This window comes from Vibrio sp. 16 (genome assembly GCF_963681195.1).
Lineage (GTDB): Bacteria > Pseudomonadota > Gammaproteobacteria > Enterobacterales > Vibrionaceae > Vibrio > Vibrio sinaloensis_D.
The window spans coordinates 542,803-562,327 of the sequence record NZ_OY808997.1 but is presented as its reverse complement, the minus strand read 5'-3'; the positions used below and the strand labels follow the sequence as shown (position 1 = coordinate 562,327).

The window sequence follows — 19,525 nt, the reverse complement described above, 5'->3', positions numbered from 1 at the left end:
GCCAATGAGTAAAGGTCATCGTTATTGGCTAGTGATTCTCGTGATCTCGGCCATCAGCGCCATTCAGATCGCCAGCAGAGAGATCGCCACTCAATGGAGCTTGAGCGCAATTCAAAGCCAAACCGAGCAGCGATTGCTCGACTACATCGGTGATGCGCGACGCTCGTTGCAACGTTTCTACCATTTGCCTTACCTTGTGACTAATGACTCACAAAGCCTCGACTACCTCAAAGGCAACCTAACACTACAACCTGATATCGAAGAGCAACTGGCCAAGCTCGACAAAGCCGCCAATACGCTCGGTTGGTCGATTCTCTCATCAAGCGGGGATGTGTTGGCATCAAGCTCAAAGCAATACCAACTCCCCCCCACAGATATCGAATCCATTGTTAAACAAATCCATAAACAACGTGAAGGCGTGGCAGTCGTCACCAAAAACAAGGGAACCTTTGCTGAGTATTTCCTCGCCGCGCCGATGTACTTGGGGCTCGATATTGCTGGCATTGTCGTCGTTCAAATCGACCTGAGCTTACTCACCGAACAGTGGCTTACCAGTGAAGAAATCATTTTGGCAGAGAAACCCAACAGCCACGTTTTTCTCTCTAGTAGCAAGACTTTCACAGCGGACTGGTTTAATGATGCGTTCGACAAACAACAAATGAGCGAGCCAACCACTTTGTTCGATGACACTCGTTTTTCAATTTGGCCGCTCGGTAAAACGCGTTACCTCGCGCAATCTGTCCTGCTAGACGATCTGCAATGGGAGCTCACCTATCTCACCCCAATCAGTACAATGGAAAACAATGTTGCCTGGTTAAGCTGGAGCATTGCCGCGGCTTGTGTGGTGGTCTGTTTACTACTCATCATTCGCTATCAGAAGCATCAAAAAGCCTTGAGCCAAGTGAGAATTCAGAAATTATTAGTCGAGTCTGAAAAGCGGCTCAATGCCATGATCAACAAAACTCACGTAGGGATACTATTAGTCAATAAAGACGGTTTGATCACCGACATTAACTCGATGGCAAAACGCTACTTTAACCTCGCTGATTCCATGATTGGTTCAGTGGATGCTTGGCAGCTGTTCGATACAGGAAATCCAAACTCAACCACACTTAGGCTGCTCAAAAACCTTTCTCAACATCGGGAGGTCGCCGAACTGAGTAGCGTCGAAACCTTCGCCCGACGCAGTGATGGCAGTCATTTCCCGGTCCTATTTTCAATCAGCCAATTCCGCTGGGATGCACACTCCTACTACTTATGTACCATCATGGACATCAGTAAACGTAAGAAGGCGGAAATCGCACTGGAATCAGCAAACCGACTGCTGCAACAACGAGTTGAAGAGCGAAGCCAAGCGCTAGAGGAAGCGCAGAAGGAGCTTATCGAAACCAGTAAATTAGCAGCATTAGGTAGAATGTCGAGCGCGATTACGCATGAACTCAACCAGCCGTTGACAGGATTGAGAACGCTATTATCCAGTAATCAACTGCTTATCGAACGGGGTGAAACAAAACTGGCCCAAGCCAATTTAGAACTGGTCAGCACCCTAATTGATCGGATGGCTAACATGACCTCTCAGCTGAAATCCTTTGCCTTCCAGAAACTGGAAAAGCCTGAGCCCGTCTCTCTGACCTTGGCCCTAGAAGAAGTACTCCGGCTAGAGCAAGACGCCCTAAGATCAATCGATGTTCGAGTGCGGGTGGCGCAAGATGTCAATTGGGTATTGGGAGAAGAGGTACGCCTGCGTCAAGTGCTTGGTAACCTGATTCGCAACGCGATTGATGCGCTCAAAGGTCGCGCTACTCCAACCATTAGCATCAACGCCAAGCGCATCGGTGATAAGGTCACTCTCGATGTTTCCGATAATGGCTGCGGCATTGACCCTGACCAACTGGGCTCCATCTTTGAACCATTCCAAACCAATAAAAAAATTGGCGAAGGTCTTGGCTTGGGTCTTGCCATCACCGCCAATAATGTCAGAGACATGCGAGGCACCATTCACGCCTCGCTCAACACGGAATCAGGGATGACATTCACCCTGACGTTGGACAGTTGCACAAGCGGACGCTAGCAAACCTACCGCTCTCTCCTTCACCACATCTCTTAGTCAGCTCTCGCAGCCGTCCTACCGAAGCAAACTGTGCCTAACGCCATGAAAATTTACCGTATTTTATTCATTTTGCGCATTGTTTGATCAAATGCACCTTACTGATATGAAAACTTATGAACAGTGTGGTTTTATGAACTCAGTCGCTCAAAGAAAACGGATCCTTGTTAAAGTTCGCGGTGACGTCAGAACAATAATATCGGATCAATAATGAAACTAAGTAACCTAACAATAAAATCCAAACTCGCGTCGATTGTCTTATTGTCGGCAATTCTTATCGCGATGGCTTGCGCATACAACCTACTGCAACAACGTAACTCCTCAATGCTGGAGCGCCAAAACAAACTTCAAGCGCAGGTCGAATCTGTGCTCAGTTTGACTCAGCATTACTACAATCAACGTCAAACCCTCGGAGAAGAGACAGCTAAACAGCAAGCGCTCAAAGCGATTGAAGCCATCCGATACGATGGCAATAATTATTTCTGGATTGTAGATCAGCAAACACGTGTCGTTCAGCATCCGCTCAAACCTGAGCTGAATGGCAAAACGGCCAAAGACTTTACCGATGGAGCGGGCAAGTACCACTGGCAAGAAATGGTGGCCATTTCAAACACACCAGCGCAGAAAGGTTTTCTAGACTATCAATGGAAAAGCCCTCAAGGCGCGCTGAAAGATAAGATCTCTTACGTGCAACTTTTTCCTGAATGGGGATGGGTTATTGGCTCTGGCATTCTGGTCTCTGACATTCAGGAGGCGTTTTACGCACTGGCAATCAAAGAGACCGTCGTAGCACTTATCCTCACTGGGCTTCTGTTCGCCATGGGTTACGTGATCTCAAATAATATCCTTACCCCTCTAGAAAAACTCATCACCCACATGCACAACATTGCCGATGGTGATTTGCGAGGTCGTCTTAACCTTACGCGTAAAGATGAGTTAGGTGATATGGGTAAACAAATGGACAAGATGCTCGACAAGCTTCAAACCACCCTCAGCACCGCCCATGACTCGGCGATTCAATCAAGTACCATGGCGAGTCAAATTGCTCAAGCCAGTGAAGAAGCTGCCACCAGCGTCAACTCTCAGCATAGCCAGCTAGAGTTGCTCTCAACTGCAATGACGGAGATGAGCGCGACAATTTCGGATGTTGCCACGAATGCTGAAAACACCTCAGAAAGTACAGGCAAAGTGGTCAACCACGTTCAAGTCAACGATGAAGCTATGAAGGTCACATCAAAGTCGATTGCGCATGTTTCTGACAATATATCCCTCGCCAATGATTTGGTTCGCGGTTTGCAAGCGGGGGTAAATGAAATCAGTAATGTGGTTGAAGTCATCCGTGACGTCTCTGAGCAAACCAACCTACTCGCACTCAATGCGGCGATTGAAGCGGCACGTGCTGGTGAGCAAGGCCGAGGCTTTGCCGTTGTCGCGGATGAGGTCCGCAATCTCGCGAGCCGCACGCAAAATTCAACCAATGAAGTACAGCACACCATCGAGAAGCTAACCGAACAAGCAAACAAAACCTTCGAAGCAATGCAAACAAGTAATGAAAATGTCGCTCAAAGCGTTGAATCGTCAGAAAATACTCGTAAGCAGTTAGATTTAATTGTGGTTGAAATGCAAAACGCCAACGATATGGTGGCACAAATCGCCGCCGCCTCAGAACAGCAAAGCGCTGTTGCCACAGAGATGAATGAAAACGTGACAGGCATCCACCTCGCCGCAAACGAAGTGCTCCAAGCGTCACAATCGCTCGCACAAGACAGCCAAGCCATGGCCAACACCGCAGAACACCTCAATGATCAGCTGAAGTATTTTAAGGTTTGACCCTGACAAACTTCAGATTGGAACAGCGACCGCCGCAATGGCGGTCGCTGTTTATCCAAACAACGGTGCAACTAAACACTTGTTATGCAGAGCCTGCGGGATAACTGGCGGCTTATTCGTAGGTATCAAGAAACGTTATTAACGCCGCTTCATCAATAATCTCAAGCCCCTGTTCTCCCTTTGTGATCAATCCCTTATCCATCAAATCTTTTACGGCTCGGCGATAAACTCGCCCTGAGGTACCAAAGCGTTCCGCTTCTTGGTTTACTTTATCGAACCCACCAAGCAAGGTGTTGGTTTGTTTTTGCACCAGCAAGTCATAAGCGATGTTGTAGGTGATAGGATGTAACAAGCGATTGGTGTAGATATCCATTGAATCTTGATAATCCTCCGCCAAGGCAGAAGCAAAAAAGAACATCATGTCGGGGTGCTGATGCAGTGCTTCAGTCAGTTTTTGAATACAGATGATGTCCACTTGCATGTGTTCATCTGCCACTACATTCCACTGACAGGGTGTCTGAGTGAAGTACTCCATTTCACCATAAAGATGGTAATCGCAATTGGCTTCGCCCAGTTGAAAACGGCGACCGTTGGCAGCAATGATGCTCATCGAAACTCGACCGACTGGTACAACGTACAGATATTGAAGCTGCTCACCTTGGCGAAGGATCTCCTCACCAGAATCAAAGTAGCGACTGCCGATTTGGCATTGAAAGATTAAGTCACGAAACTCGGCGCTTTTCTGCTCTAGAAAGCGTTGGAAACGTCCAGTGGGGTAAGGGCTTATTTTCACGTAAGTTTCTCTTTAATGACAACAATCTCAAATAGATTGTACTCGTTCGACCAACTTGATGACAGCCAATAAAAAAGCGACACCAAAGTGCCGCTTCAATAATTCGCTGAGCTGTGATCCAGTTAACTTTGCGCAATCAAGGCTTCAAGAGCAGCATAAGATGCCAAGCGTTCCCCTTCCATCATGACTTGTGCTTCATCTACGTACTGCCCTACACCTTCCTTCACATCTTGTTGATACAGGACGACATTGTTCAAGATAGAGGCAACGTTTAGACCACGCAGCCGACCTACGGTAAACAGCGCTGATGTTTCCATATCCGCACCGAGAATATCCTTCTTGTTCCAGTACTCGCAGATCGCTTCTTCGTCATCGGTATAGAAACTGTCATGGGAGCGAACCACACCTAGATGGTAGCGCGCTTCTTTTTCCGCTAAATAGCTGTCGAGCGCTTTGAGCAACGAAAAGCTCGCATAAGCCGGATAAGAAGAATGAACGTAAGCGTTTGACCCCCCTTCATCTCTTACCGCACCTTCTGCCACAATTAACTCACCAAGTTTAATGCCAGATTGCATTGCACCCGCGGATCCGACACGAATCACATCTGTTACACCACACTGTTTTAGCTCTTCTACCGCAATGATCATCGATGGTGCTCCGATACCAGTACTGCACACTGAGACTCGTTGACCTTGGTATGTGCCGGTAAACACTCGATACTCGCGGTTTTCAGAAACCAGTTCTGCGTTATCAAACAACGCGGCAATGCGGTTTGCTCGATCTGGCTCGCCACACACGATCACTCGAGGGGCTACTTGCGTGCTATCTACGCCAATATGAGGTTGCTTCATCATTGACTTAACCTTGTGCTGTCGCTTGAGTTAGGGTCTTCTCACCGTTGCGTTTTGCGCTACGTGCCCACTCTCTTGTGCCATTTGCCGCAATGAACATCAGAATCGCATATTGAACCGACATTGCGTACACACCTTGTGTCGCGTAGATGCCAACGCTGATGATATTGATGACTACCCAAAGAATCCAGTTCTCAACGTACTTACGTGTCATCAAGATTTGCGCCACGATAGAAAGCACGGTCATGGTTGCATCCCAGAAAGGGAAAGCATCTGGCTCTAAAACTGGCTCAGACAAACCAGCGCCGAACACATTTAGCGTATCAACGGCAATGTTCGCCAACGCAAAGAAGAATGGGTCGATGTAAATCGTTAACATCGCAATCGCAACAATGCTAACTGAAGCTGTCGCGATCAGCTTCTGTTTGCTTAACCAACGAACCTCAAGTGTCTCACCTTGGGCATTTGGTCTTGTCCACGCATACCAGCCATAAATGTTGGCGCAGAAGAAAAACAATTGAAGCAGAAGCAATCCGTAAAGCTGAATCTGGAAAAAGATGACGGCAAAAAGTGTAACGTTCAGCAAACCGAATAAGTAATTGATGTTTTTTTCTTGGCTCGCAAACCAAATACAAAGCAAACCGAAAACCGTACCAAAGGCTTCAATCCAGCTCATCGCATAACCATCGCCAATAGGAATGGTAACTAGGGTGTTGTTGATGTCTAACAGGGCAAATAGGTCCATGAAGATGTCCTTTATTTTTGTGCTTGGAATGCGCTCATCTTATGGCGTCGCAACAAACAAAAAGGAGGACATTTGTCCTCCCTTCGATGTACCCGATCATAAATCAGATCAATATTGAGTTAGAAGCTCAGAATACATGGTCATCTAACAGTTGGCTGATTAAAACAATTACGGTGCCATTTTATGCGAATAGTACTATTGCGATACACTAGTACATCGCAATAGAGGTGCACACTCGTCTTCTCCACCGTGAGAAAAACGAAAAAGCCCCAGCATTTCTGCTGGGGCTTAGAATGTGGCGGTGAGTGAGAGATTCGAACTCTCGATACGTTGCCGTATACACACTTTCCAGGCGTGCTCCTTCAGCCACTCGGACAACTCACCGAATCAAATTGTGGTTAGCATCATTGGCTAACGAGGCGCTAATTTAATGATTCTATTGGGTTAGGTCAAGCCTAAAGAGGAAAAAAAGCGCCTTAGCGTGATTGTTTGGTCACTAACTGTCTAAATCGTTGATGATTCGAACACATCAGGCCTCTTGATAGTAGCCAGGCACTCGGAACCACTTGCGGCACATATCTAAGAAGTAGCCATATAAGACACCCATACCGCAAGAAACAACCGCATTAGAGGTGACTGCTGTGATGATTTGATCGGTAGAAGCGCCAACGGTAAACAAAATCGCTGCGTACACTGGTGATTGAAACAAAACGTACGCCACTAGATCAGAGACATTCTTCATTACACCCGTGTCAGAGAGCCTTGCTCCTTGTCGAAGAACGTAATCTCTAAACAAACCATAAGGCCAAGCGATAGCAATATTGACGGGGATCGACAAAGTTCGTGATGCCAGTGACTGCTCAAATGTCATGCCAGAGATCAAAATCTCAATCAACATGCCAGAAACAAAACAGAACACGACCATAGCGAAAGTATCTGCAGCAGCATTGCGAATACAGAAAGGACCTCTTGACTTCATCTACTTACCCAAATAAAAAACCAACAAAAACGACATTAATTAAAACAATCAACCACCAAATGAACATATAGGTAGTTAATGGCGCTATTAGAACACCATTTTTGTAGTTTTTGGTTTTGAATTTAATTAATTTAGGTAAATAAATAACCAGATATGGAGATAAACTTGGTTTGAATCACTAAAACTATTAGAAACGCTCAAAACCAAGTCAACTTATGAAAGTTAGTTACAAAAATCAGTAATTTGCACAGTCAGGATGTCCAAATCTTCTTGAGAAGGGTTTTCTTCCCTCATAAGGCTCTCTTCAATACGCGTCAAACAACCACGCAAAAATGCATCATCTGACTCGCCAATGATCTGTTTGATCTGATTAAACTCTATCAACGCGGCGCTGAATTCGTTGTTCTCTATTGCCATAAAACACTTGAGCAATACCCCTTCTACGCCCTCACCTTCAGCCTCGTTTTGCGACTTAAGCAAACTTGGTTTGTACTGGTACAACTTATCTGCGTATGCGAACAGAGCGTCATCGAGATCCGTTTCATCGACAGGCTTAGAGACAATGTAGTCAACGCCTACACCCAGCATACGTTCTCTGGTCTCTTTAAAGACATCCGCTGTACAACCGAAGATTAAGATGTTGGCTTTGCTGTCGTGTAGACCTCGGATAGCCGTTGTCGATTCAACACCGTCCATAACGGGCATATGATTGTCCATTAAGACGAGATCATATTCCCCTGTTGCCACCGCATACACCGCCAGCTCACCATTTTCCACACAATCACAAACAAAACCTTTGCTGGACATAAAGGTGGTCAGAATGATGGCGTTGGTTCGGTTGTCCTCTACAATCAGTGCTCTCAACCCGTTGTAGCTCAATTTTTTATGTTCAGTCACTGTGGTTAACGCTGGCTCACAAGACTCCATTTTGAGTTGAACTTCGAAACAAGAGCCGATGCCGACCTCGCTGGTAAGGTGAATATCGCCATCCATCAGTTCACACAATTGTTTAACGATAGCAAGACCAAGCCCTGTTCCCCCAAATCTCCGCGTTGTGGATGACTCTGCTTGCTCAAACGGCTTAAAGATTTTTTCTTGCGATTCTTTGGCTATGCCAATCCCAGTATCTCTCACTCGGATATGTAGATAGTCGACACCATTTGCACGCTTTTCGGTGAAGTAAACTTCAACATATCCTCTTGAAGTAAACTTGACCGCGTTGGTCAGCAAGTTGAACAAGATTTGCCGCAGGCGAGCTTTATCCGAACGATACCAACGACCCTGAGGCACCTCAGAGATCACTTTAAATTGCAGACCTTTTTCAGAACACAACGTGAAATAAACGCTGTTGATACTGCCTATGATCGATTCAAGTGGGAATGGCTGGTGCTCCAACTCAAGATGCCCTTGCTCAATTTTGGAAAAGTCCAAGATTTCATTAAGTAAGGTCATCATGTGGTCGCCGGATTCATAGAGTGTTTTGAGATGCTTGCGCTGCTCTTCGGTCAAATCCGTTTTTAACAGAATTTGCGCGGTACCCAATACACCGTTCATAGGAGTGCGAATTTCATGCGATAGCGTGGCTAGAAAGGCACTTTTGGCTTTGGTCGATGCCTGCGCTTTTACCTTCTCAGCTTCTAGAAAAACGGTTTTTTGATTAAATTTGTCAATGAGGTGTCTGATTTCATCATTGCTGTCATAAGTGATATCAATGATCCCGCCGCGTTTTGAGTCATCAACTTTCTTAGCAATCAACACAATGGGCGCGATAAGAAAGCGGTTGATAAGAAGATAGCCAAGCATGACACACGCCAGCATGATGGGAACAATTCCCAGCTCGACATTTCTGACTACATCGTAAACTTGTTCTGCAACCAGACGCTTCGCATTAACGACATCTACACTCCAGTTGAAGTCTCCAAAGGTGTGTTGGCTGATGTATATATCGTCCACCAGTTGGAAGTTATGCTCGGTAATTACATCACCATAGGAGTCTTTTAGTATGACTCCTAAGTCATATTCTTCTGCGTGTTTCCTGACAAACGAAACTAAGTTTTCGAGGGATAAATCGACCGTTGCAACACCAGCAAACACACCATCAATATAGTATGGCGATGATGCGGTGATCATTTGCACCTGGGTAAAAGGATCAATATAGACCTGAGACCAAACCGTGGTACCTACTGGTTTATTGATAACCGAGGTATACCACGCTTCGTTGTCGTAACCACCCGACTCAGGGTTATCCCATGAATAGACACGATCGACGACACCATCACCAGCTCGATTGAAAAAGATGCTTTTGTATGCCACGTCTTTATCGATAGAACGAGGTACTGGCCAAAGCCCGCCACTCACAGTCAAACCATCCGTCAGAGAAAAGAGCTTGAAAAGTAGCTCGGCTTGATGCGATTGCGTTTCATGGTTGCTGCCGATGGTGACTACTGCCTGAAGAATACCTAAAGAGCTGTTAATTGGCTCTCGGATTTGAGCAGAAATCAGCTCGGTTCTAAGATCGAGATTGCGTTCCAGCTGCATTCGCGTCGGTGGCTCAACCACCCGATAGCTGATAGTACCAATTAAGGTCACCACGACAGCAAGATAAAATGCTAAAGCGTAAATGCTTTTCCGTTTGAGCGAATAACTTCTTTCCATAACCAACTGAAATTTTGTCGTTTACCAAAAATTATAGTGAATAATTGAACCCTTCAACCTTTTTATCGGATAGTGAGCCTGTTACCATGGCGCAATCACTACTCAATCACATTTATGGTATTTACCTTGAGCTTACAAAACCTTCTTGCTCTTCCTGAGCTTCAAGACAAGCTAATCAATCAAGCTAAAACTCATGGCTTTGTCACGGCAATGGCCACGGCGCCAAACATTCTTCCTCCTGAAGAGTGGCTCCCGTTTTTATGGGGGGGCGAAGAAGTGGCGCCATTTTCTGATGGTGAGCAATTTGAAACCTATGTTGAATTGATTGTCGCTCTTTGGAATGAATACCGCCCTGCACTTCTCAGTAACGAGTGGCAATGGCCGCAAGAGTGCGCATTGGATGAGGAAGAAATCGTCAATGAAGCGACGCGTGATTTCTGTGAAGGCTTTCTCCAAGGTTGGCAGTTAGCGAGAGATGATTGGGAAACCATCATGCCAGAAGATAGCGAGGACAGTGCGCTGCTCGGTGGTGTGTTGCTTTCACTGAGTATGCTCTACGACCCAGAGACATCGATAGCCACTCTCGCAGAGCAAGGGATGGAGGGTCTAGAGCAGTTCGAAGAGATCTTTAATTCTGTTCCTATGATGCTGTGCGGCTTAACCATGCGCGGTGCAGCGCTGACCGAAGAAGCTTAACCCTCCTATAGCCGCCACACAGTTGGCGGCTTTTTCAACTCTAGTCATTCCTTCCGAATAACTAACGCGCTGTTATATTCCCCAAACGACACCAATATCACCATTTTATAAAACAATTATTACAATCCCTTAATTTCTTTGTTAGTATCCGCGCCGTTTTTGGTTAACTGATTGTAATGATGCAAATAACAGGGATTTCGCAGAGAAAACGTAGAGTGATGGCGTTATACGTCATTACCGCTCTGCTGTTCCAGCTCTATTTGCTTGCCACGCTGTCACTTAACCCGTCACAGGTCCACAACAACAACTGGCTAGCAGAAGCACAGGGTGAGAAAGTCTTACTGTGTACAGCAGACGGCTTTAAATGGGTGGACATCAACGAACTGATCGAAGATAACAACAGCGCTACGCTCGATAGCAACGAGATACACGATCCATTAAAGTTCAGCTGTCCACTGCTGGATGTGTGCAAACTTTCTATTCTCATCATGGCCATTGTCTTGGCAGCTATCGCTTTGTGGCTATGCCGAGTCAACACCCGCAGCATTGCTGCACCTTTACTGCTTTGCCAACGTAAGTTCTATCTTTCGGTGGCTCCCAAGCAGTCTCCACCTTTGGCTTTCCTCGCTTAATAGGCCTTATCGGCCTACTTAAAAACCCTCAAAAATACAATATTCGCCGCGACGCTATGACCTCGAGGCGCTGGCTTGCGTTGCTTTTAGCCAATCGATAATACGCATGCCAGAAACAAGGAAGGAAAGTCCATGTTCAACCAATCTAACAGCTCGCAGATGATTGCGGCTTCTCTCTTCGTCGGTTTCATTGCTGGCTGCGGAGGCGGCTCTGGCTCAGATTCGCCATCAGCAGAGCAGCGCTCACTGCAACCCGTGACCTTAACCTTTAACGCCCGTGTTGGCGAACACCCAGTTGAGTGTCGTCAAATGGACAATGCACTGGCAGGCACCACGAATGTTAACCCTGAGTTTAAAGACGCTCGCCTATATCTGTCAGACATTCAACTTATCAACGACAATGGCGATAAGACCGCTGTGCAACTTGAACAAGATGGTAGATGGCAGTACCAAAATGTCGCCCTACTCGACTTTGAAACTGGCGCAGATAGCTGCGCAAACGGTAACGAGTCGATCAATACACAAATTAAAGGCTACGTCCCACAAGGAGATTACTCGGGAGTGCGCTTCACCATTGGTGTACCTACCGAGCTGAATCATTTTGGTATCGATGGCGATGATGCGGTCTCCCCGTTGGATGTGATGGGCATGAATTGGAGCTGGCAAAACGGCCATAAACATCTGCGTTTAGATGTCTCAGGTTGGAATATTCATCTAGGCACCACAGGATGTGAAGTGCTCGACGCTGAAAACGAAATCATAAACTGCGCGACCTCTCGTCCTAATCGCCCGACTTATCAGTTTGATAGCTACAACGTTAAAGATCACACCATAGTGTTTGACTATCAAAAGCTGGTCGCAAACAGCGATATTAGCGCCAATACCGCCAATACTCCTCCGGGCTGCATGTCTTCCAGTAGCGATCCCGATTGTCAGGGCATCTTCGACAATTTAGGGCTTGATCTCGTCACAGGTCAATGCGTAGCTGATGATTGTAGCAGTGCGCAAACTTGGGTGTCAGTGGAGTAATCAACATGCCAGCAGACCTTAAGTTTGCTTTGCTGGCATTGCTCGTGATCGCATTGGTCGCGGGCTGTGGCAGTGAATCCAATTATACGGTAGAGCCGCAAAGCTCAGTGAACGCGTACGGTTTCGACTATCAAACGGGCACGCTTCCTTTGCCTAAAGAGCCTGCAGAGAATCCAGCAACGGAAGAAAAGTTTCAGCTTGGTCGTCATCTATTCTATGACGTTCGATTGTCGGGCAATCAAACCATGTCGTGCGAATCTTGCCACCAGCAAGCGCTGGCTTTTTCTGATGGGGTAAAAGTGCCCACTGGCTCGACGGGAGAAGTGCTGCATAGAAACTCACAAACTCTGACCAATATCGCCTATAACGCGTCGTACACATGGGCTAATCCGATCCTCAAGGAGATTGAGCAGCAATTGGTGATCCCGCTCTTTGGTGAGTTCCCAGTCGAGATGGGCATCAACGATAGCAACCGAGAGACCATTTTACAGCGCTTTCGCGATGACGTTTTGTATCAAGAGTTGTTCAATAACGCCTTTCCCAATCACCAAGACAGTTTTACGTTTCCCAACGTGATTAAAGCGTTGGCCGTGTTTAACCGAGCTTTGATCTCCAAAGATTCGCCTTTTGACCGCGGTACAATGAGCAGCTCTGCAATGCGGGGCCAAGACCTGTTCAACAGTGAAAAGATGGAGTGTTTTCACTGCCATAATGGGTTCAATTTCAGCGACTCTACCTTGCATGACGGTTCAGTGTTTGTGTCCAGGCCCTTCTTTAATACCGGCTTATACAACCTTGACTCACAAGGCAGTTACCCAATTGAAGATAACGGCCTGTTTAGCGTCACCCAAAACCCAAGCGATAAAGGTAAATTCCGACCACCAACGCTGAGAAACGTCGCCTTTACCGCGCCATACATGCACGATGGAAGCATCGCGAGTTTAGCGGAAGTGCTCGACTTTTATGCCAATGGCGGTCGAAACATCACCTCAGGTGAACATCAAGGTGACGGGCGCATTAATCCCAATAAGAGTGAGTTTGTTAAAGGTTTCACGCTCAGCGCACAAGAAAAGCAAGACATGTTGGCATTTCTCAACGCTTTAAGCGACCCCGTATTCATTAGTAACCCTCGTTACGCCAACCCATTCGTTGCAGAGGTAAGCCAATGAGAGTCATAAACATCGCAACCGCTTTGTGCGCCTTTTCAAGCGTAGCAAGTGCAAACCCGATTGAACCTATCTGGCAACAGGTTAACCTCCAGTCCAATCTGTTTGCCCAGTTCGGCTATTACCAAACCAGCCGGGAAGAGCCGTATTCAGTCCCCGGCGTGATCACTGATGCGCACGTTTCCCACCATGAACAAGGGTTGCAACTGATGCATGGCGAGTTGGGATTGTTAGCCAGCTTAGATCAGATTTTAGCGGCCAAATTAGTGGTTGGAAGTCACCACGGAGAGGCTATCGAGATTGAAGAGCTGTGGCTACAACCTTACCTTCATCAAAACTGGACACTGCGTATCGGTCGGCAGCTCAGCCCTATCGGTCTCTATAATGCGACCCATGAGCATGATTGGTCATTTTTAGATCCTACCCTAGCCCAACAGGCGTTCTTGGCTAATCAATACCAAGATGACAGTGTGCATGTGACCTATGCGACCAATCGCCAAGACCTGACTTTATGGCTCGGCCGGGGCGATCAATTTCCTGCACAAGCCGACTCTGCCTCTCCAGCAGCATTTGGCGCACTTTATCAGTGGTATCAACTGCGCTCGCAGTACCAGCTGACATTGGTCGCGAGTGCAGCGCAGTTTACGGCTCAGCAGAGAAGCAACCAGCAAGATGATGGACACAGCCACAAGCATACCAGCCAAACCAGTCCGATGACTTTCGCAGGAGACACCCAACTAGTGAGTGTGTCTAGCCAGCTGAAATGGCAACAGCTGACCTGGGATGTCGAGTGGATGGGACAACGGCTAGACGCAAACCTGGTCGATTCTCAGCAAATCAACACCGAGCTCTCGGCCTTCCAGCAAGGGCTTTCAAGTCAACTGCGATGGCAGAATGACCAACTAGAGTTGGGACTGAGATACGACTGGCTGCACACAGATAATCGAGTCACCAACACCAGTCGAGACTTTGAACAAGCACTAGATGCCAAAGGCCTCACGCCTCAGCGCTACAGTGCCGTGGTTAACTGGCGTTTCGCTCCGATGCAGCTACTGCGACTACAAGCAAATTATGAACAGATAGATGAGCAAAATCAGACGGCGTTCTGGCTTGTCTATCAAGGCAATTTAACTTGGTAATCTAACGATATAAGAAGGTTAATGATGAAAAAATACGCTCAACTGTTCGCCCTAGTGGCAACGCTATTTAGCACTCAGCTGTTCGCCCACGAATACACTGCTGACAGCATGCAAATCGATCACCCATGGAGCCGTGAAGCGCCGCCTAATGCCGCGGTCATTGCTGGTTTTTTCCAGTTTAAAAACCTAGCGAGTAAAGACGATTTTCTAATCAGCGCTTCTACACCAATCGCCGATCATGTCGAGATTCACACGCATGAGATGGCGGATGGTGTCATGAAAATGAAGAAAATTGATAGCGTGCGCATTGGCAGCATGAAGACGGTAATGTTTGAGCCAGGGGGTTATCACTTAATGATTTTTAATCCTAAGCAATCATACAAGCAAGGTGACCGATTCCCGATGACGTTGCAATTTAAGCACGCTGGCAAGGTTGAAGTCGAATTAGCGGTTGAAGCGAACGGACACGTATACGCCCATTAACGAAAAAGCCCCTTAGCGCTGATTCTAAGGGGCTAATCACTTTACATCTAGACTACAAAATCACATGAGGAATGTAGCGCGCCATATCTTGGGTGACTAATGACTCATCTTCTCGAATTGAAATGCCCGCCGCACGATCATTGACTAACCAACTGCCAACTAGGGTGTAGTTGTCACCAAACTTTGGCAACGGTGCGTATTGCTGCACAATCGATAAGTCCGACTGGTAAGGTCCGTCCGTCTTTACCGTTGAGCGACCCTCTCTAACTATCTCGATGTTCGCCCCCTCGCGGGAAAACAGCGGTTTAACCACGTAGTCTTTGAGTGTTGCCGCCTTGGCATCATCACTAAAATAGGCTGGTAGCAAATTAGGATGGCCTTCAAACTCTTGCCACAATAAGGGCAGCAAGGCTTTGTTGGATAAAATAGACTTCCACATTGGCTCTAGCCAGTTCACGTTCGCCGTCGCTAAATGAACAGAATACGGATCCTCAAACATAAACTCCCAAGGGTAGAGTTTGAACATCCAACGAATTTCGCGATCATTGCTGTCAACAAAGTGGCCTTGTCGGCTGACGCCAATATCTTCGACGTAAACAAAGGCCGTTTGCAAGCCAGCCTCCTTGGCACAATCTTCTAGGTATTGAACCGTGCCCTTATCTTCTTCGGTGTATTTGCAGCAACTAAAGTGCAGCACCTGACCTGGTTGCAAGGTCGAGATCTCTTTAAAGCGCTCAATAAGATAGTCTTGTAGGATATTAAACTGATCGGCGTTTCGCGCCATTACCCCTTGATTGACCACATCTTCCAACCAGACCCACTGCCAAAACGCGGTTTCGAATAGGCTCGTCGGGGTATCGCCATTATTTTCATACAGCTTGGCAGGGCCGCTACCGTTATAAGCGAAATCCAATCGAGAATAGAGCGATGGTTCATTACGTAGCCACGAAGCTCTGACTTGATCCCACATAGCTTCTGGGATCGCGCATCGGCGAATCAACTGCTCATCACGTAGTACTTTGTCGACGATGGATAAACACATCTGATGAAGCTCTTCCGTCGGCGCTTCAAGATCGTGTTCGATCTGCTGCAAATTGAATTGATAAAACGCAGACTCATCCCAATACGGCTTATCGTACATCGAATGAAAGCCAAACCCGTACCTTTGCGCGAGGGCTTTCCAGTCTGGTCGCTCTTTGATTTCTCGGCGTAACATGGTTAACCGCCGCGACTGGATGACACGGCTTTACCAAACCCACCACGTGACATTGCGCTGCCGATTGTGCCTCCCCCTTTTTTCAAACTCGTACTGGCAAGAGTAACTGGGGTGATTCGGTGAGAGCCAAAAAACTGCCCGCTGCCTGAGTAATACCCTTTTTTGTAACGGTACATAGGTTGCGAGTAGTAGCGTTTTTTGTAGCCATCAAAATCGTCGAGATCGGTTGAATAGTAGTAGCCGCCCATACGGGGGATGTAGGAAAAGTAGCGAGAGCTGTAATAACAGTCATCTTCACGAAAATCGTATTCACACTCGCGCTCGGTTTTGTACTTAGGCCCTGTACGCTCTGCTTCCGCCAAAGCCTCTTGATAAGCGAGCTCACACTCCTCTGCTTGCTCGAGGTTATTGTTCTTACACTCGTTGCTATCGAGGTAAATCGCACCTTCTGTCTTAGACTCATATTGAGAAAAAACCATAAAGGTCCCGAACATCACAAACGGAAAGGCTTTTCCAATCGCCTTTTCCATTGATGGACGTTGAACATTAGAACTGCGTTTCATCATGCCTCCTAGTAAGACATACACGCAGCGTTCAAAACGCCAATCGATACAGAGACTGTCGCCAAAACAATACCTGCTGGCAGCTCGTCATTCTCGACACGTTCAGCAATTTTCGGCACTAAAACAAAGCGTACGATCCCAAAAGCGATCATTTGAGCGAACATGGCAACCAATCCCCAAACAGCAAAATCTAAAATGCTGACCGAGTTTTTAGCGGCACCCGCAATAGCTAAACAGTAACCAAGAAATGCACCACTTAATGCGACTGCTGCGGTTGTGTTTTGTTGTTCTTTAATCAGAGTCCACTCATCGTATGGAGTGAGACGAACATAGATAAACTTAAACGCGATCACGAATACGATCGATAATCCAAAGTACAACACAAAGTTTGGGAAGCCCGACAACAGGCCTGCTAACAGTTCCATTATTTTTCCTTATGCATGGAAGACCAATTGAACGAGTCAATACGCTCATCGGCAATATAGAAGAGTTTGCTACCAGCTGGAATTGAGCGGTCAAGATCAGGATTCAGCTCTATTCCCTGCCCAACATCGAATGCGATCAAAGTCGCTTGGTAGTGTTTTTTAATGAAGCTAAAGACTTGCTCGACCTTAGCAGAAGGCTGATCTTGCGGGTATATCGTCGAGTATTGAGTCATACCTCGAGTTGAAGCAAGAAGCTCTTGATGCAAAGCACTCGATCCAGGGTCTACCGCCGCTTTGGCGAGCATTTCAGCACCAACCGCTGGAATGCACTCTGCTTTAGGGCAATGTTGACTCAACAAGTGACCCAATGCTTCATCCTTAAAGTAGGCCAACAAGTGAGCATCAGGATTGATATTCGCACAATAGAGTGAGGCCGATAAGGTTATATCGTCTTCCAAATTATCCACGATTATGCAGCTTGCACCTTCCACATGGGCCATTTCCATTTGTTGGCTGTCTGTGTAACTGGTCACCTTAACGAATTGGATTTCGCCAGGTAGCGGGTTTTCGATGTCGGAGCGACTGCAAAGCACAATGGGTCGTTTCCCTTCCTCTTCGTGTTGCAACATCCGAATAAGGTGGATGGTACGAGCGTTATTCCAACCCAACAATAAAATATGATTTTCCACGCGAACCCTCCGCTTACCTAAAATACCTGCACGCCAATATTCAATGGCGCCACTTGCTACACGTCCCAACAAAGCAGCAAAAAGACTTAAACCACCAGGGATAACGAATAAAACAACAATCCACTTACCTAGGTTACTGCTTGGCGACAGGTCACCATAGCCCACCGTCGAGGCTGTTACCATGAGGTAGTAAACGAAGGTCGCAATATCTTGTGTGAGAGCCTGCTCACCGGCCAGTTTGAGCATTACCCACGAGAGAGCAACATACACCAAACTCAATATAATTAAGTTTCGGTTACTCAAATGAAAGACATGCGACTTGAACCATTTCTTTACCAATAACCAAACGGTCATAATCACACCACTTCAATTAATTTCGACAGTGAATATAAAGTAAAAAACAGATACAAAAAAACCAGCCAAATCAGCTGGTTTTTAAAATGTGACGCCAATCACCTAATTACGCATTTCCTTTAACTTGCATATTCAGTTGCTCGGCAAAGTCTAGCATTCTGTTTAGTGGAATCAATGACTTAACACGCAGTTCTTCATCAACAAAGATTTCGTGCTCTTCTCCGCCATCTCGCAGTGCTGCTTCGATCGCTTTCAAGCCATTCATAGCCATCCATGGACAGTGGGCACAACTACGACATGTCGCGCCTGCTCCCGCAGTAGGAGCTTCAATCAGTTCTTTCTCTGGTACTAATTGTTGCATCTTAAAAAAGATGCCTTTGTCGGTAGCAACGATCATCTGTTGATGAGGCAGCTCTTTCGCCGCTTTAATCAGCTGGCTTGTTGAGCCGACTGCGTCTGCTAGTTCTACAACGCTCGCAGGTGACTCTGGGTGAACAAGAATAGCCGCGTCTGGGTAGACAGACTTCATCTTGCGTAGAGCGTCCGCTGAAAACTCATCGTGAACAATACACTCGCCTTGCCATAGCAGCATATCTGCGCCGGTTTTATTCGAGATATAAGAACCTAGATGGCGGTCAGGACCCCAGATAATCGGCTTATCTTCGGAGTCCAGGTGCTCAACAATTTCAAGCGCTATACTAGAGGTCACAACCCAATCTGCGCGCGCTTTGACCGCCGCTGAAGTGTTCGCGTAAACCACAACGGTATGGTCAGGGTGTGCATCACAAAACTCGGTGAACTTATCAGCAGGACAACCCAAATCTAGCGAACACTCTGCTTCCAGTGTTGGCATCAAAATGCGTTTTTCTGGCGTCAGGATCTTTGCAGACTCACCCATAAAGCGAACCCCACCGATGATCAGTGTGCTTGCAGGGTGTCGATTGCCAAACTTCGCCATCTCTAACGAATCACCAACGAAACCACCCGTCTCTTCTGCAAGGGCTTGGATCTCTGGATCCGTGTAATAGTGGGCAATTAAAACCGCGTCTTTCTCTTTCAGAAGCTTTTTAATGTTCGCAATATAGGCTTGTTTTTCATCTTCTGTCAGAGGGACTGGTTTTGGAGGAAATGGGTATACAGTATCGATTTTATCTAAAATGTGGCTCATTGCTC

Annotated in this window: 18 protein-coding genes and 1 tRNA gene; 8 read left to right on the top strand and 11 right to left on the bottom strand. The window is 46.8% G+C overall.

The features are described 5' to 3' along the window. Window positions 1-4: 4 nt before the first annotated feature. Both U9J37_RS02555 and U9J37_RS02550 read left to right on the top strand, forming a co-directional pair. Entirely contained in the window at window positions 5-2,071 is a 2,067-nt protein-coding gene (locus tag U9J37_RS02555; protein WP_005470483.1) for a PAS domain-containing sensor histidine kinase, read from the top strand. Between the two features lie 246 nt (window positions 2,072-2,317). After that, complete coding sequence (locus tag U9J37_RS02550; protein WP_005470458.1) at window positions 2,318-3,937, top strand: methyl-accepting chemotaxis protein; 1,620 nt, start codon at window positions 2,318-2,320, stop codon at window positions 3,935-3,937. A gap of 112 nt (window positions 3,938-4,049) precedes the next feature. Here U9J37_RS02550 and U9J37_RS02545 read toward each other — a convergent pair whose 3' ends face one another. The 6 genes from U9J37_RS02545 to U9J37_RS02520 all read right to left on the bottom strand — a co-directional run bounded on the left by U9J37_RS02545 (window position 4,050) and on the right by U9J37_RS02520 (window position 9,960). Then, complete coding sequence (locus tag U9J37_RS02545) at window positions 4,050-4,730, bottom strand: Crp/Fnr family transcriptional regulator (RefSeq protein WP_005470510.1); 681 nt, start codon at window positions 4,728-4,730, stop codon at window positions 4,050-4,052. A 122-nt stretch (window positions 4,731-4,852) separates the two neighbouring features. Further along, window positions 4,853-5,584 (bottom strand): nucleoside phosphorylase, encoded by a 732-nt coding sequence (locus U9J37_RS02540; protein WP_005470512.1) that lies wholly within the window; start codon window positions 5,582-5,584, stop codon window positions 4,853-4,855. 4 nt (window positions 5,585-5,588) lie between these two features. After that, complete coding sequence (pnuC, locus tag U9J37_RS02535) at window positions 5,589-6,326, bottom strand: nicotinamide riboside transporter PnuC (protein WP_005470499.1); 738 nt, start codon at window positions 6,324-6,326, stop codon at window positions 5,589-5,591. 296 nt (window positions 6,327-6,622) lie between these two features. After that, window positions 6,623-6,710 (bottom strand) — tRNA-Ser (locus U9J37_RS02530). Window positions 6,711-6,855: 145 nt separating this feature from the next. After that, on the bottom strand, window positions 6,856-7,305 hold the full coding sequence (locus U9J37_RS02525; protein WP_043886657.1) for an L-alanine exporter AlaE: 450 nt from the start codon (window positions 7,303-7,305) through the stop codon (window positions 6,856-6,858). A gap of 222 nt (window positions 7,306-7,527) precedes the next feature. After that, window positions 7,528-9,960: a hybrid sensor histidine kinase/response regulator gene (locus U9J37_RS02520; protein ID WP_322413885.1), complete on the bottom strand. Its 2,433-nt coding sequence runs from the start codon at window positions 9,958-9,960 to the stop codon at window positions 7,528-7,530. Window positions 9,961-10,086: 126 nt separating this feature from the next. Here U9J37_RS02520 and U9J37_RS02515 point away from each other — a divergent pair, with 126 nt between their 5' ends. From U9J37_RS02515 to U9J37_RS02490, 6 genes are all read left to right on the top strand, one after another. Next, window positions 10,087-10,656 (top strand): UPF0149 family protein, encoded by a 570-nt coding sequence (locus tag U9J37_RS02515; protein WP_038214734.1) that lies wholly within the window; start codon window positions 10,087-10,089, stop codon window positions 10,654-10,656. Between the two features lie 218 nt (window positions 10,657-10,874). Further along, window positions 10,875-11,288 (top strand): hypothetical protein, encoded by a 414-nt coding sequence (locus U9J37_RS02510; RefSeq protein ID WP_005470451.1) that lies wholly within the window; start codon window positions 10,875-10,877, stop codon window positions 11,286-11,288. Window positions 11,289-11,420: 132 nt separating this feature from the next. Continuing rightward, window positions 11,421-12,317: an MbnP family copper-binding protein gene (locus tag U9J37_RS02505; protein WP_005470552.1), complete on the top strand. Its 897-nt coding sequence runs from the start codon at window positions 11,421-11,423 to the stop codon at window positions 12,315-12,317. Between the two features lie 5 nt (window positions 12,318-12,322). Beyond that, window positions 12,323-13,486, top strand: a complete 1,164-nt coding sequence (locus tag U9J37_RS02500; protein WP_005470454.1) for a methanobactin export MATE transporter MbnM — start codon at window positions 12,323-12,325, stop codon at window positions 13,484-13,486. Continuing rightward, on the top strand, window positions 13,483-14,622 hold the full coding sequence (locus U9J37_RS02495) for a porin family protein (protein ID WP_005470402.1): 1,140 nt from the start codon (window positions 13,483-13,485) through the stop codon (window positions 14,620-14,622). Before U9J37_RS02500 ends, U9J37_RS02495 begins: the two co-directional genes overlap by 4 nt. 24 nt (window positions 14,623-14,646) lie before the next feature. Continuing rightward, window positions 14,647-15,105: a copper chaperone PCu(A)C gene (locus U9J37_RS02490; RefSeq protein ID WP_086028690.1), complete on the top strand. Its 459-nt coding sequence runs from the start codon at window positions 14,647-14,649 to the stop codon at window positions 15,103-15,105. Between the two features lie 52 nt (window positions 15,106-15,157). Here the strand turns inward: U9J37_RS02490 and U9J37_RS02485 are convergent, their stop codons facing one another. The 5 genes from U9J37_RS02485 to nadA all read right to left on the bottom strand — a co-directional run bounded on the left by U9J37_RS02485 (window position 15,158) and on the right by nadA (window position 19,520). After that, complete coding sequence (locus U9J37_RS02485) at window positions 15,158-16,321, bottom strand: glutathionylspermidine synthase family protein (RefSeq protein WP_005470398.1); 1,164 nt, start codon at window positions 16,319-16,321, stop codon at window positions 15,158-15,160. Window positions 16,322-16,323: 2 nt separating this feature from the next. Further along, window positions 16,324-16,884 carry a DUF1190 domain-containing protein gene (locus tag U9J37_RS02480; RefSeq protein WP_043886660.1) on the bottom strand — a complete coding sequence of 187 codons (561 nt, stop codon included), beginning with the start codon at window positions 16,882-16,884 and terminating at the stop codon, window positions 16,324-16,326. 8 nt (window positions 16,885-16,892) lie between these two features. After that, window positions 16,893-17,309: a DUF350 domain-containing protein gene (locus U9J37_RS02475; RefSeq protein ID WP_005470379.1), complete on the bottom strand. Its 417-nt coding sequence runs from the start codon at window positions 17,307-17,309 to the stop codon at window positions 16,893-16,895. Next, on the bottom strand, window positions 17,309-18,352 hold the full coding sequence (locus tag U9J37_RS02470; protein ID WP_043886661.1) for a potassium channel family protein: 1,044 nt from the start codon (window positions 18,350-18,352) through the stop codon (window positions 17,309-17,311). Before U9J37_RS02470 ends, U9J37_RS02475 begins: the two co-directional genes overlap by 1 nt. Window positions 18,353-18,458: 106 nt before the next feature. After that, on the bottom strand, window positions 18,459-19,520 hold the full coding sequence (nadA, locus tag U9J37_RS02465) for a quinolinate synthase NadA (RefSeq protein WP_005470317.1): 1,062 nt from the start codon (window positions 19,518-19,520) through the stop codon (window positions 18,459-18,461). Between the last annotated feature and the right edge of the window lie 5 nt (window positions 19,521-19,525).

Excerpts from the sequence above, each read along its gene's own strand:
- U9J37_RS02485 (WP_005470398.1), bottom strand. The coding sequence starts at position 16,321 with ATGTTACGCCGAGAAATCAAAGAGCGACCAGACTGGAAAGCCCTCGCG.
- U9J37_RS02520 (WP_322413885.1), bottom strand. The coding sequence starts at position 9,960 with ATGGAAAGAAGTTATTCGCTCAAACGGAAAAGCATTTACGCTTTAGCA.
- U9J37_RS02490 (WP_086028690.1), top strand. The coding sequence starts at position 14,647 with ATGAAAAAATACGCTCAACTGTTCGCCCTAGTGGCAACGCTATTTAGC.
- U9J37_RS02555 (WP_005470483.1), top strand. The coding sequence starts at position 5 with ATGAGTAAAGGTCATCGTTATTGGCTAGTGATTCTCGTGATCTCGGCC.
- U9J37_RS02525 (WP_043886657.1), bottom strand. The coding sequence starts at position 7,305 with ATGAAGTCAAGAGGTCCTTTCTGTATTCGCAATGCTGCTGCAGATACT.
- pnuC (WP_005470499.1), bottom strand. The coding sequence starts at position 6,326 with ATGGACCTATTTGCCCTGTTAGACATCAACAACACCCTAGTTACCATT.
- U9J37_RS02475 (WP_005470379.1), bottom strand. The coding sequence starts at position 17,309 with ATGGAACTGTTAGCAGGCCTGTTGTCGGGCTTCCCAAACTTTGTGTTG.
- U9J37_RS02470 (WP_043886661.1), bottom strand. The coding sequence starts at position 18,352 with ATGACCGTTTGGTTATTGGTAAAGAAATGGTTCAAGTCGCATGTCTTT.
- U9J37_RS02495 (WP_005470402.1), top strand. The coding sequence starts at position 13,483 with ATGAGAGTCATAAACATCGCAACCGCTTTGTGCGCCTTTTCAAGCGTA.
- U9J37_RS02510 (WP_005470451.1), top strand. The coding sequence starts at position 10,875 with ATGGCGTTATACGTCATTACCGCTCTGCTGTTCCAGCTCTATTTGCTT.
- U9J37_RS02480 (WP_043886660.1), bottom strand. The coding sequence starts at position 16,884 with ATGAAACGCAGTTCTAATGTTCAACGTCCATCAATGGAAAAGGCGATT.
- U9J37_RS02540 (WP_005470512.1), bottom strand. The coding sequence starts at position 5,584 with ATGATGAAGCAACCTCATATTGGCGTAGATAGCACGCAAGTAGCCCCT.
- U9J37_RS02500 (WP_005470454.1), top strand. The coding sequence starts at position 12,323 with ATGCCAGCAGACCTTAAGTTTGCTTTGCTGGCATTGCTCGTGATCGCA.
- U9J37_RS02505 (WP_005470552.1), top strand. The coding sequence starts at position 11,421 with ATGTTCAACCAATCTAACAGCTCGCAGATGATTGCGGCTTCTCTCTTC.
- U9J37_RS02550 (WP_005470458.1), top strand. The coding sequence starts at position 2,318 with ATGAAACTAAGTAACCTAACAATAAAATCCAAACTCGCGTCGATTGTC.
- nadA (WP_005470317.1), bottom strand. The coding sequence starts at position 19,520 with ATGAGCCACATTTTAGATAAAATCGATACTGTATACCCATTTCCTCCA.